This window comes from Dactylosporangium sp. CA-139066, assembly GCF_050936175.1.
Lineage (GTDB): Bacteria > Actinomycetota > Actinomycetes > Mycobacteriales > Micromonosporaceae > Dactylosporangium.
In genome coordinates this window covers 3,369,246-3,382,021 of sequence record NZ_JBNJNH010000001.1, presented here as the reverse complement: position 1 = coordinate 3,382,021, position 12,776 = coordinate 3,369,246, and the positions used below count along the sequence as shown (strand labels likewise).

Below are 12,776 nucleotides of genomic sequence, written 5' to 3'. Positions count from 1 at the left end.
CCACCTGCCGCCGGAGAATTTCCTGGCCTGCCATGGTCGTGTTTGGCTCATCCCGGCAGATCGCTGCCGGCGCAGATCGCCGGGTACGGTTCGTCGGCGAGGCGCCGGAGCAGCGTCGCGCGCGTGTAGGCCCACACGGCCGAAAGGAACGAGGCCTTCGACGAGAACAGACTACGAACCGGCGCCTCGCTCAGGCGTCCGCCGAGCGGTCGTATTCGCCCGTGGCCCGCGCCGACCAGGGCCTCGGCAGCATGAGCCCGTTCCAGCCGGAGGTATTCGCGCCAGGTGAACGGCTCCGGTATCGGCGCGCTGTGGGCCAGGTTCACCGTCGCGCTGTCGCGTGCCTGGCGGATCACGGCACCCGGCATCACGACCAACCCGGCCAGCGCATGTCCGTAGGAGCCGGCGGTGAGCCGCCATGGCGGTTCGATGCCGCCGGCTGGGCCGAGGATGGGCAGATGGCCGGGCGGCGCCGCGGAGGTCCACCGCGCCTCGGAGTAAAACACCCAGTGCTCGCGCGGGTGCCAGCCGACCCGGTTGGCGAATGCGGTGGCATCCCAGGCAGACAGCTCGGCCGCCTCGAGCTGGGCCAGGAACCCGAACCGCCCGCCGCTGTGCCGGCGCCAACAGTCGTCGATGTCCAGCAGGTCGTCGACCGAGGTCGCCGCGACGTCGTCCGGGCTGAGCAGGTGGGTGCGGATGGACTGCGGGTCACGGCCGGCCGACTGCAGCACCAGGCGCAGTGTCTCCCGGTCGGCGTCGCGGAGCCGGCCGTGTCTGATCAGGTCGTCAAGCTTGTCGAGATCCAGCGCGGACGCCGACGACGCCGGGCGCGGCCGACGTCTCCCGCCGATCCGGCGGCGCAGCGGCCTGGTGAACAGGTCGGCGTCGTCGGTGTGGACCGCCGCATGGGACAGGTTCTCGAACAGCATTGCCGCGGACAGGTCGTCTTGGACCTCGCGGCTGTGGCTGTGCAGCTCGACGATGTCCGCGTGGTGCAGCAGTTGCGGTGCGAGGAGCAGGCCCTCCACCAGCTCCGCCGGTTCGGCCATGATGGTCGGGGACTGGCGCCAGTTGATGTTGAGCTCGCGGGAGCGGGCCAGGACACGCTGGGCCAGCGGGCCGTTCAGTTCGGCAAGCGTGCGGGGCCGCGAGGGAGGCGTCATGAGATCGACGAATGCCTCCGTGAGCAGGCCCAGGCCACGTTCGTGATCCTCGAAGGACAGCTGCCCCTCGGGACAGCCCGAGATCACCACGGTTCCGGATGGTTTCGTGTCGATCAGCGCGCGCAAGGCGTTGGCGAAGTCGAGATCGGCGGAGCGTCCGCGAGTGGACGGCCGGCTCCGGCACGCGTCGAGCAGCATGATGATGTTGGGCTTGTCCCGGGGCGGCCGATGCCGGGGCTCTCCCACCGGCGCGCGCAGGCGGTCGATGACCTCACCGACGACGACGCTGTTGCGCAGACGGGAGCCGGATTCCCGGTAGGTGTCGTGCACGAGCAGGTGGCCCCGGCCGTCGAGATCGATCAGGCCGTGGCCGCTGAAGCAGAACCAGATCCGGTCGCCGGCGTCGAGCTGCGGGAACCGCTGCGGCAGGTCGGTGACGACGCCCATGACGGCCGCGCGGGTGGCGTCGCCCCCGATGAGCACCTTGATGCGATCGGCGGCCAGCCCCAGGTGCCCGAACAGCTCGGCCAGCGCCACGGCGTCCGCCTCCGCGCACGACAGGACGCCGGTTGCCATGGTGACGTTGCGGTTGACGCCGACGATGACGGCGACATCGCGGGAGCGCGGAACCGGCGGCGACGCCTCGTTCACCGGCACCGCCCCGCGCGACGATCGTCAGTGACGCTCGACACGATCATCCGCCTCACCGGCGGCGTCGATCGCCTGGGCGATCTCGGTCACGGGCACCACGTCCGCCGAAGGTGCCGCGGTGCCGGCGGGCAGCGCGACGCCGTACTTCTCGGCCAGGAACACCTCGCGGTAGAGGTGCCGTGCGTGATCCGCGGTGCGATGCAACAGGTACGCGTTCTGTCCGGCACCGAGCACGATACCCAGCAGCGGCAGCACCTTGGCCAGGTTCTTCGCGCTGGCCTGATAGCCGAACCGGGTGAGGACCTTGGCCAGCAGCCGCACGGCGACCGGGTCCGACCGGCCGATCACCAGCGGAGCCGGTGCGCGCGTGATCCCGATGCCCAGCTTCGCGATCTGCCGGGCGAACCAGCCGGGTTTCTGCGTCCAGCCTCGGCAGCAGCCACTGAGCGGCCCTGCTCACCTCGGCGAAGGAAGCCACCTTCACCGCCGACTCGGCGGCGAACACCGGCCCCAGCATCGACAGCGCAAGGGTGAGCTCCCGCCGGTCCCGCACACCGTAGCCGTAGTACAGGCCGATGTGACCGACCGCGCGCACGGTCGCCATGAGCGTCACCGCCAGGTCGGCGCCGACCGCGCCCACGACCGCCGCCGGCCCCACCCCGGCCCCGGTCGCGATCTCGCCGCCGCTGATCACCAGACCGGCGGCGGCTCCTTCGATCGCCGCCAGCGAGCTGTACATGAGGTCGAGGGGCGGCATGACCTCCTCGATCTCGGCCAGGCTCAGGCGGCGAATGTCGCTGAGGCGCTCCACGGCATGGCCCTTGCGCCGATATGCGTCCATCACGCGCTGCTCATCCAGCGTATGCAGCGCCAGCTTCGACCCGTGCACCGCAAGGGACTCGACCGACCGCCCCACCGCGGCCAGGAACTCGTGCGAGTCCTGCACCGTGCGGATCCGCTCAGCCGCCGCTCTCTTCCATCGTTCGATGGACTCACGAGCTCGCGCCGGAAGCAGGTGCCGGCCCGCCCTGCGGATCTGGCTCTCCTTCCACTGCTGAATCTCGGCCCACGCGGCAATGTCATACGCGGACCAGCCGGACTGGTCGAACTGCTGATCGGAGAACGGACCGCTCATCGCCGGGCCTCCTGTACATCGCGCCGGGTGCCGAACGCACTTCCCTCTGCGATGTTCTGACGGACGGCACGCCAGGAGCGCCACGGCGTCCTCGCCCTTCCGAACCCGGAAGATCGCCGGTTGCCAGCCCTAGCGAATCACGCGGTAGTGCAGGAGCAGCGAGCCGGTCGGTGAGGTCTCGCTGCCGACCGGTTCGAGCCGGATCGAGGGCAGGCCCTCGAGGAGTCGTCGTCCCTGGCCGGCGATCCTCGGCGCCACCACGAGCCTGAGTTCGTCGACGACGTCGGCGGCGAGCAGTGCCTGCGCGACCGAGATGCTCGCGTGGACGCCGACGTCGCCGCCGGGCTGCTGCTTGAGGTCCCGGACGAAGTCGACCAGCCCGCCGTCGAGCGCCGTCGCGTTGGCCCAATTCTGGTCAAGGGGCGTCGACGTCGCGACGTACTTCGTGACGCCGTTGATGAACGTCGCGAACGGCTGGATCTCGCTGGTCGGCCAGAACCGCGCCCACTCGGTGTAGCTGCGGCGGCCGAGGATGACCGCGTCCTGGGTCGCGATCACAGCGGCCAGGTTGGCGTCCATCGCGTCGTCCCAGTCGGCGACGAAGCCGTCCGGGTCCTCGGCAACCCCGTCGAGGGACAACAACTCGTACACGACGATCTTTCGCACGTCCCGCACCTCCGATCGGTCCCGATGCTACCGGTTGACCGACTGAGGCTCACGCTCACCTAACAGTACATTGGCAATAGGCGATTCCCGAACCGGCGCAACCCCGACGGGATGCGTACCGCCGATGTGCGGGGACATCCGGCTCCAGCTGCGAAGACGCGGCAATCGACGGCGGTCTTCTCCCGTTTCGGAAACGTTCAGACTACGGTTCCTGCCCGTGTCGATTCGTGATCCCTAGGTTCGTCTCGAAGGGGACGAAAAGAGGGGTTTCATGGATAGACGCCGTGCAATCCGGGGACGTGGGATCACCAAGTGCTTCGGCGAGGTCGTCGCGCTCGACGGGGTTGACCTCGACGTGGCGCGGGGGCAGATCCACGGGCTCGTCGGGCCCAACGGCGCCGGCAAGACGACGCTGCTCGGGCTGCTGCTCGGGCTCGCCGTCGCCGACAAAGGGCGGCTCGAGATCCTCGGGACGGCGGTCGGGCGGGGGCCGGCCGCCGTCGACGGCGTTGCCGGGTTCGTGGACGGGCCGGGGCTCTACCCCTCGCTCACCGCCCGGCAGAACCTCGCCGCCCTTGCCGCGCTCTACGGACGCGACGCGAAGACCATGCCGATCGACGAGGCGCTCGACCAGGTGGGGCTCACCGACGTCGCCGACGACCGGGCCGGCGGGTTCTCGCTGGGGATGCGCCAGCGGCTCGGGCTCGCGGCGGCGCTGCTCACCCGGCCGCGGCTGCTCGTGCTCGACGAACCCTCCAACGGGCTCGATCCGGCCGGCAAGCAGCACGTCCACGGGGTGCTCACCGGGTTGGCGAGCAACGGCACCAGCGTCGTGCTCTCCAGTCACCGCATGGACGACCTCGAGGCGCTGTGCTCCGAGGTCACCATCCTCAACACCGGGCGGGTCGTCTTCTCCGGACCGCTGAGCAAGCTCGCGGCCGAGCATCGCGAGCTCGACTACCGGCTGGTCACGTCCGACCCGGCGCAGGCACGAAGGCTGGCCGGCGAGACGGCCGGGATCGTCGTCAAAGAACAGCCGGGAAGCGAGCATCTCGTCGTACGCGCGCTGGTGCCGGCCCTCGACGCGCTGGTGGTGCGGCTCGTGCAGGGCGGCGTCGCGCTGCGCGAGCTCGCCCCCGTGGTGTCGCCGCTCGAGGCCGCGTTCCTGGCACTGACCGAACAACCGGAGGCCGGCGCATGACCGCAGCAGCCGTACAGGACACCGAGGCCGGCGCCGAGGTCGCAAGGCCGGTGCCGGTCGCGCGCGGGTACCGCTTCGAAGTCGTCAAGCTGGTCGCGCAGTGGCGCATCCGGTTGCTGGTGCTCGCGTGCTGGGTCGCGCCGGGGCTCTTCGTCGCCGCGGTCGGCCAGCAGAGCACCCTTCCCAGCGACACGCTGTTCGGCCGGTGGATGCTCGCCACCGGATGGGCCTGCTCGCTGGTCATGCTCGGGTTCGCCGGCACGTGGGCGCTGCCGCTGCTGACGTCCGTGGTCGCCGGCGACGTGTTCGCCGCCGAGGACCGGCTCGGCACGTGGCGGCACCTGCTCGTGGCCGTCCGCTCGCCGCGGCGGATCTTCGTGGCCAAGGCGCTGGCCAGCCTCAGCGTCATCCTGCTGCTCGTGGCCGGGCTGGCCGTGTCGAGTACCGCCGGCGGGCTCCTGGCGGTCGGCAACCGGCCGCTGGTCGGGCTCGACGGGCATCTGCTGGCGCCCGGCGACGCCGCCGGCAAGGTGCTGCTCGCCTGGGTCTGCGTGCTCGCGCCGACGCTGGCGCTGGCCGCGATCGGGCTGCTCGGCTCCGTCGCGCTGGGGCGCTCGCCGATGGGGCTGCTGCTGCCGGCGCTCGTCGCCCTCGGGATGCAGGTCGCCCAGATGCTGCCGCTGCCGGTCGCCGTGCGGCTCGCGCTGCCGGGGTACGCCTTCATCGCCTGGAACGGCCTGTTCACCAGCCCGGCGCAGCCCGGTCCGCTGCTGGTCGGCGTCGCGGTCAGCCTGGTGTGGGCGGTGGCCGCGACGGCGCTGGCCTACCTGCTCTTCATGCGGCGCGACTTCACCAACCCGGCCTACGACGGCGCGGGGCGGCGGGCCGTGACCGCGGGGCTGCTGCCGCTGGCCGGGCTGGTCGCCGTGACGGTCGCGGTCGTCGCGACGGCGGCCGGGAGCGGCGCGATGGGGTCCGGGATCACGCAGGACAAGGTGGAGCGCTCGACCGCGACCGCGTTCGCCCACCTGTACCGCATCCAGACCCGGCAGCTCAACCGGCCCGACGTCACCGAGGCGCAGCTGGGCGCCACGGCGGCGTGCACCAAGGGCGGCGGCCAGGCCGGCCCCGAGGGGGCGGGCAACGACTGGCGTTGCGTCGTCTCCTGGCATCTCCCCGGCGTCGAGCCTGAGGCCGTGGGTTCGGCCATCTACCAGCTCGACGTCACCGCAGACGGGCGGTACATCGCCGACGGCGACGGACCGAAGGAAGTGAACGGCTACTTCCTGGTGCACACCCCGACCGGGGACGCACCGAACCCGCTCTGGCAGTTCGACGGCAACGTCGAGCTGCTCCCAACCACCCGAAGGGGATAGCCCGATGCAAGTAACACGCCGCCGCAGGCGTGTCGAGAAGCAGCATCTCGGCCAGCGCATCTCCCGTCAGATTCCCATCGTGGCCGGCACCACGGCGGTCGCCGTCGTCGCCGGCGGCGCCGGTGTCGGCTACGCCGGCACGCAACAGTTCGGCACCGACCAGGTCGGCCAGCTCACCGATCGGGGTCTGGTCGTCTCCGACGACCAGTACGTCAGCCCGATCGGCGAGCGCCTGCAGATCAACAACGGCAAGATCATGTCGTCCTCGGTCAGCCCGGACGGCACCCACCTCGCGGCGAACGTCGCCGACGGCGGCGAGGCGCTCGCCGTCGTGGACCTCAGGAACTGGAAGGTGCAGCAGCTCGTCGGCAACAACGCGGCGGCCGACCTGCGCATCAGCGGCAACGACGTGGGCCAGGAAGGCCCCACGTACTCCCCCGACGGCAAACAGCTGTGGCTGGGCCAGGCCGACGGGTACCGCCGCTTCACCGTGAACCCGGACGGCTCCCTCGCCAACCCGGCGTTCGTCGCGATCCCGGCCGACGGGGCCAGGCGCGCGCTCGTGGGCGAGGCCGTGTTCTCGGCCGACGGGTCCACGGTGTACTCCGCCGTCAACGGCCAGAACCGCGTCGTGGCCATCGACGCGGCGACCGGCGCGATCAAGCAGAGCTGGGCCGTCGGCAACGCGCCGCGCGACCTGCTCATGGTCGGCGGCAAGCTCTACGTCAGCAACGAGGGCGGCCGCCCGGCCAAGCCCGGCGAGAGCACCATCAACTCGTACAACACGCAGGTGCCGGCCAGCGCCGTGACCGCGGCCACCACCACCGGCACCGTCAGCGTCATCGACGTGGCCGACCCGTCGGCGGCCGTCGGGACCATCGACGTCGGCCTGCACCCGACCGCGTTGTACGCCAAGCGCGGCGCGCTGTTCGTCACCAACACGGCCACCAACGACGTGTCCGTCATCGACACCGCCCGCAACAAGGTCGTGCAGACCATCGCCACCCAGCCGTGGCCGGAGGCAAGCGTCGGCTACGAGCCCGACGCGGTGACGCTCACCGACGACGGCCACCTGCTGGTGACGCTGGGCCGGGCCAACGCGGTCGCCGTGTACCGGTACACGTCCCCGAAGGAGCCGGTGAGCTTCATCGGCCTGCTCCCGACGGACTACTTCCCCGCGGAGATCACCACCGTCGGCAACCAGGTGCTGGTGTCCAACACGCGCGGCGTCGACGCCCGCCGGCCCAACAACCCGGCCGGGCACGGTACCCACGACACGACCTCGAGCCTGCAGCGGTTCACGCTGCCCAACGACCGTGTCATCCGGGCCGAGACGGCCAAGGTCTTCGCGCAGAACGGCTGGTACGGCAACGCGGTCGCCGTGGCCGAGGGCCGCAATCGCCCGAAGCCGGAGCCCGTCCCGCAGCGCCTCGGCGACGCCTCGACGATCAAGCACGTGTTCCTGATCGTCAAGGAGAACCGGACCTACGACCAGCAGTTCGGCGACGACCCGCGCGGCAACGGCGACCCGGCGCTGGCGCAGTACGGCGAGAACGTGACGCCGAACCAGCACGCGCTGACGCGGCAGTTCGGGTTGTACGACAACACGTACGACATCGGCACCAACTCCGCCGAGGGGCACAACTGGCTGATGCAGGCCGACGACCCGGAGTACACCGAGTCCTCGGCCGGCGAGTACCTGCGCAGCTACGACACCGAGGACGACGCCCTGGGCCACCAGCGCAGCGGCTTCCTCTGGACGGGCGCGCAGGCGGCCGGCAAGACGGTGCGGGACTTCGGCGAGTTCCAGCAGTTCCTCACCAAGCCGGCCGGCGCCACCTGGCAGAACCTGTACTGCGACACGAAGAACATGGCCGCGACCGGTCAGGACACCGCCTACCCGCTGGTGTCCTCGTCGCCGATCCCGTCGCTCAACGACGTGTCGGTGCACGGCTTCCCGAAGTTCGACACCGACGTGCCGGACATCTACCGGTACGAGATCTGGAAGCGCGACTTCGAGCAGCACGGTCCGGCCAACCTCAACATGTTCTGGCTGTCCAGCGACCACACCGGCGGCCCGCCGAGCGGCGCCGCCCAGGTCGCCGACAACGACCTCGCCACCGGCAAGATCGTCGACGAGATCTCGCACAGCCCGTACTGGAAGGACTCGGCCATCTTCGTGGTCGAGGACGACTCCCAGGCCGGCCTGGACCACGTCGACGGCCACCGCGCCCCGATCCAGATCATCAGCCCCTGGGCGCAGCACGGCGTCGTCGACAGCCACTACTACTCGCAGATCACGATGATCCGGACCATCGAGCAGATCCTCGGTATCCGGCCGATGAACCAGAAGGACAGCGCGGCCACCCCGATGCGCGCGGCGTTCACCCAGCGCCCCGACTTCACGCCGTTCACCGCGCTGCCCAACCAGACCTCGCTGACCGCGGGCCTGACGACCCTGCCGTCCTGCGGCGCGGACGTCCCGGCCCCGGCCGACCCGAGCGCCGCACCGGCGCCGACGGCGACGGTGCCGGCGGACAAGAAGGCGGTCGCGGACACATGGGCGCAGTGGAAGTCGCGGCAGCGGCTCACCGGCCCGGGCGCCCGGGCCGACTCCTCCAACCCCGCCCAGATGAACCACTTCGACTGGTACGAGGCGCACGACTGGTCCAAGCCGTACCCCGGCGAGGACAAGATCTACGCCCCCGACGACGTGCCGGGCGCCTACATCCCGGCGGCCGACTCGGACGGGTGATCGCGTGAAGGGAGGGTCCCCGGCCGTTCGGGGACCCTCCCGATGTCATGCCGCGGGGCGGCCGTAGCGGGTGAGGACGGAGGCGCCATCGGGCTCGACGGACAGGGTCCGCAGGTCGGCGGGTGTGCCGCCGTCCGGGAAGAGCCGCGCGCCGGTGCCGAGGACGGTGGGGAACGCCTTCAGCCGGTACTCGTCGATCAGGTCGGCGGCCATCAGCCGGTGCACGATGCTGAGGCTGCCGGTGATGACGACGTCGCGCCGCTCCTGCTGCACGACGTCGACGAGGTCGCCCTCCATGAGCCGGGAGTTGGCCCACGCGCCGGTGTCGCTCAGCGTGCCGGACGCGACCAGCTTGGGGATGGCGTTCATGTGCGCGGAGAACTCGTCGTCGCGGCCCGGCCAGATCTGCGCGAACAGCTCCCAGGTCCGCCGGCCCAGCAGCATGACCCCGCTGTCGAACAGGGGGCCGAGGCGGAACTTGTCGCCGGCGACGGCGTCCGGGCCGAACCGGAACGCCCAGCCGCCGCCGGGCGTGCCCCCGCGGCCGTCCGGGTCCTCGACCACGCCGTCCAGGGTGATGAACTCGATGACGATGACGCTCACGGTGGATCTCCTCTTCGCTCGATGCTCGCCGGTACATACCGGCGGCACCGGCGGGACTCATCGCGCCGCGAAGAAATGCTCGGCCGGCAGGCCGAACGCGGCGAACACGGCCGGGTCGGCGAAGACGACGTTGGCCGCGACGAGGCCCTCGACGACGGTGAGGACCTGCAGCGTGTGCCGGCGGTGCCCGCCGCCGGGGCGCGGCACGTAGGCGGCCAGCGCCGGCTGGCCGTTGGCGGTGAGCGCCGTCATGCGCCAGCCGGTGCCGTTCATGTCGAAGACGCGCTCCATGAACCGGCCGTAGTCGGCGCGGCCGCGGTACCACAGCGGCACCGGCGGCATCTCCAGCACCGCGTCGTCGGTCAGCAGCCGCACGAGCGCGGCGACGTCGGCCGCCTCGAAGGCCTCCATGTAGCGCGCGACCGCGTCGCGGGTCCGCTGGTCGCCGGGCTCGGCGATCTCGCCGGGGTCGCCGACGGCGGCGAGCGCGCCGCGGGCCCGCCGCAGGGCGCTGTTGACCGCCACGGTCGTGGTGTCGAGCTGGGTGGCGACCTCGGCGGCGCTGAACTCCAGGACGTCGCGGAGCACGAGCACGGCCCGCTGCCGGGCCGGGAGGGTCTGCATCGCCGCCACGAGGGCCAGGCGCAGGTCGGCGCGGGCCTCGACGTCGAAGCGGGCGTCGGGGAACGGCTGCAGCCACGGGATGTCCAGGGCCGGCGTGAGCGGCGCGCCCGGGTCGTCGCTGGGCGCGCCCAGTCCCGAGGGAAGCGGCCGCCGCGCGGTGCCCTCCAGGGCGGTCAGGCAGGCGTTGGTGGCGATGCGGTACAGCCACGTGCGCACCGACGCGCGGGTGGCGTCGTAGCGGTCGCGGGCCTTCCACGCGCGCAGCATGGTCTCCTGCACCAGGTCCTCGGCGTCGTGGATCGAGCCCAGCATCCGGTAGCAGTAGGCGGTCAGCTCGCCCCGGTGCGCCTCCAGGTCCACCCCACCATCCTGCCTCGCTACGCCGGCTGGCTGGCGAGCGGGAGCGGCACCGGGGTGAAGCCGGGCGCCTCCGACGGCCGGCCGAAGAGGAAGCCCTGCACGTAGCGGTAGCCCATGCGGTACAGCGCCTCGGCCTGCTCCCGGGTCTCGACGCCCTCGGCGATCGCGGTCAGGCGCAGGTGGTTGGACACGTCGATGAGCGCGGTGGCGATCACGGCCTGGTCGCCGGGCTGCGCGACGTCGTCGACGAAGGACTTGTCGACCTTGAGCACGTCGACCGGGGCGGTGCGCAGCAGGCCCAGCGAGGAGTGCCCGGTGCCGAAGTCGTCGAGGGCGATGCGCACGCCGAGGGCCTTCACGGCGCGCAGCGCGTCGAGGGCCGTCTCGCTGTCGAAGACGGCCGTCTCGGTCACCTCGACGGTGAGGCAGGCGGCGGGCAGGGCGCTGTCGTGCAGTACCGATGCGACGAAGGAAGGGAACGTGGGCTCCGACAGCTGCCGGGCCGAGACGTTCACGCTGACCCGGCCGGGGGCGGCCGCGCCCAGCTCGGCCCGCCAGGCCTGCATGCGGGCGCACGCCTCGCGCAGGATCCACGCGCCGATCTCGACGATGAGGCCGTTGTGCTCGGCGACCGGGATGAACTCGGCCGGGTTGACCAGGCCCCGCTGCGGGTGGCGCCACCGCACCAGGGCCTCCACGGCCGCCACGCGGCCCGCGGGCAGTTCCACGATCGGCTGGTACACCAGGAAGAACTGCCCGTCGTCGAGTCCCGTGCGCAGCTGCGCGCCGAGCTCGGCGTGCTCGCCGGCGCGGGCGTCGAGGGCCGGGGTGTAGCGCAGCTGGCGGCCGCCGTTGACCTTGGCGGCGTACATGGCGACGTCGGCGCGGCGCAGCGGCTCGAACGGGTCGCCGGCGGCGTCGGTGCCGGCGACGCCGATGCTGGCCCGCATGAGCAGCCGGTGCGGCCCGGCGGTCAGCGGCTGCTCCAGGGAGGCGACGATGCCGGCCGCGATGCGGTCGGCGACCCCGGCCGAGGTGCGCGGCATGAGCACCGCGAACTCGTCGCCGCCGAGGCGGGCCACGGTGTCGCCCGGCCGCACGACCCGGCGCAGGCGCTGCGCGACGGCCGCGAGCAGCCGGTCGCCGACGTCGTGGCCGAGCCGGTCGTTGACGCCCTTGAAGTCGTCGAGGTCGATGAGGGCGACCTGGGCGCACGGCCCGCCGCGGAGCTCGGCGCGGATGCGGGCCTCCAGCGCGCGCCGGTTGGCCAGGCCGGTGAGCTCGTCGCGCAGCGCGAGCGTGCGCACCCGGCGCACCAGGCCGCCCATGCGCAGGACCACCAGGAGGAACAGCGCGGCGGCGCAGATGCCGATGGCGAGCCACTCGATGTGGCCCGGGTCGAGGAACCCCTGGACGATCAGCACCGCCGGGGCGAGCAGGGAGGAGCAGGCGAGTGCGACCAGCCGCCACGAGCCGGCCGGCAGCGTGTCGTCGCGCGGCGGCGGGGCCTCGGCGCGCACCGACGGGTGCAGCGCGGCGGCCGCCCACAGGATGTACTCCAGCAGCCAGCCCACATCGAACAGGCCGTCGCCGTAGTCGGTGAAGGAGGTGACGACCGAGTACGCGACGTCGGACACGAGCAGCAGCACGAGGGCGGCGATGAGCAGCCGCGTGCTCGCGTCGCGGGCCCCGCCGACGATCACCAGGCGCGCGACGAGCACGAGCAGCAGGACGTCGGCGGCGGGGTACACCATCGCGATGAACCGTGCCGTGACCGTCGACGTGCTGTCCTGCGCGATCGGCTCCATGACGAACGTCCACAGCACGAGCCCGGTGCCCGCCGCCAGGATGAGCGCGTCGAGCACCGCCGGCCAGCCCGACCCGGGGGTGCGCCGCCGGCCGAGGATGAACAGGCTGCCGAACATCAGCGGATAGGCGCTGATGTAGAACACGTCGGCCAGCGACGGGAAGGGCTCGGTGTGCGCGACGTACTGGAAGTACGTGTAGACCCAGTCGCCGATCGACCACAGCGCGGTGCCGGCGCCGGCCAGCAGCCACGCCGTGCGGCGGGCCCGGTCGGTGCGCCGCGCGCCGGCGAACATCACGACGGACGCGACCGCGCCGATCGTGTCGTAGGCCACGCCCCGGGCCAACGAGTCGCCGGGCAGCAGGAAGTATCCGCCGACCGCCAGCAGGCCGGCGAGGAGCCACCACAGCCACCGTCTGTCTCGCACCTGAT

General features: G+C 71.9%; 9 protein-coding genes and 1 pseudogene. 4 read left to right on the top strand and 6 right to left on the bottom strand.

Features of this window, described 5'->3' with window-relative positions:
- Nucleotides 1–47: 47 nt before the first annotated feature.
- Together ACQEVU_RS15390 and ACQEVU_RS15385 are read right to left on the bottom strand one after the other, a co-directional pair.
- Nucleotides 48–1,817: a GUN4 domain-containing protein gene (locus ACQEVU_RS15390; RefSeq protein WP_433323884.1), complete on the bottom strand. Its 1,770-nt coding sequence runs from the start codon at nt 1,815–1,817 to the stop codon at nt 48–50.
- A 24-nt stretch (nt 1,818–1,841) separates the two neighbouring features.
- Nucleotides 1,842–2,138, bottom strand: a complete 297-nt coding sequence (locus ACQEVU_RS15385) for a hypothetical protein (protein ID WP_433323882.1) — start codon at nt 2,136–2,138, stop codon at nt 1,842–1,844.
- A gap of 256 nt (nt 2,139–2,394) precedes the next feature.
- Between ACQEVU_RS15385 and ACQEVU_RS15380 the strand changes: the two genes are divergently transcribed.
- The gene (locus ACQEVU_RS15380; protein ID WP_433323880.1) at nt 2,395–3,012 is read left to right on the top strand and encodes a hypothetical protein; all 618 of its coding nucleotides are present in this window, start codon (nt 2,395–2,397) and stop codon (nt 3,010–3,012) included.
- 69 nt (nt 3,013–3,081) lie between these two features.
- Here ACQEVU_RS15380 and ACQEVU_RS15375 read toward each other — a convergent pair whose 3' ends face one another.
- Nucleotides 3,082–3,618, bottom strand: a complete 537-nt coding sequence (locus ACQEVU_RS15375) for a dihydrofolate reductase family protein (RefSeq protein ID WP_433323878.1) — start codon at nt 3,616–3,618, stop codon at nt 3,082–3,084.
- Nucleotides 3,619–3,889: 271 nt separating this feature from the next.
- Between ACQEVU_RS15375 and ACQEVU_RS15370 the strand changes: the two genes are divergently transcribed.
- The 3 genes from ACQEVU_RS15370 to ACQEVU_RS15360 are packed head-to-tail and all read left to right on the top strand — an operon-like array spanning nt 3,890 to nt 8,950.
- The gene (locus ACQEVU_RS15370; protein ID WP_433323876.1) at nt 3,890–4,819 is read left to right on the top strand and encodes an ABC transporter ATP-binding protein; all 930 of its coding nucleotides are present in this window, start codon (nt 3,890–3,892) and stop codon (nt 4,817–4,819) included.
- A complete protein-coding gene (locus ACQEVU_RS15365) occupies nt 4,816–6,195 on the top strand; it encodes an ABC transporter permease (protein WP_433323874.1) in 1,380 nt (459 codons plus the stop codon). Before ACQEVU_RS15370 ends, ACQEVU_RS15365 begins: the two co-directional genes overlap by 4 nt.
- A gap of 4 nt (nt 6,196–6,199) precedes the next feature.
- The gene (locus ACQEVU_RS15360; protein WP_433323872.1) at nt 6,200–8,950 is read left to right on the top strand and encodes an alkaline phosphatase family protein; all 2,751 of its coding nucleotides are present in this window, start codon (nt 6,200–6,202) and stop codon (nt 8,948–8,950) included.
- A 45-nt stretch (nt 8,951–8,995) separates the two neighbouring features.
- Here the strand turns inward: ACQEVU_RS15360 and ACQEVU_RS15355 are convergent, their stop codons facing one another.
- The 3 genes and pseudogenes from ACQEVU_RS15355 to ACQEVU_RS15345 form a co-directional block, all read right to left on the bottom strand.
- Nucleotides 8,996–9,553, bottom strand: a complete 558-nt coding sequence (locus ACQEVU_RS15355; RefSeq protein WP_433323870.1) for a dihydrofolate reductase family protein — start codon at nt 9,551–9,553, stop codon at nt 8,996–8,998.
- Nucleotides 9,554–9,610: 57 nt separating this feature from the next.
- Nucleotides 9,611–10,561 (bottom strand): annotated as a pseudogene (locus ACQEVU_RS15350) (sigma-70 family RNA polymerase sigma factor); the annotation flags it as partial.
- Nucleotides 10,555–12,771, bottom strand: coding sequence for a putative bifunctional diguanylate cyclase/phosphodiesterase (locus ACQEVU_RS15345; protein WP_433323868.1), 2,217 nt, complete (start codon nt 12,769–12,771; stop codon nt 10,555–10,557). The gene ACQEVU_RS15345 and the pseudogene ACQEVU_RS15350, both read right to left, overlap by 7 nt.
- Nucleotides 12,772–12,776: the final 5 nt, after the last annotated feature.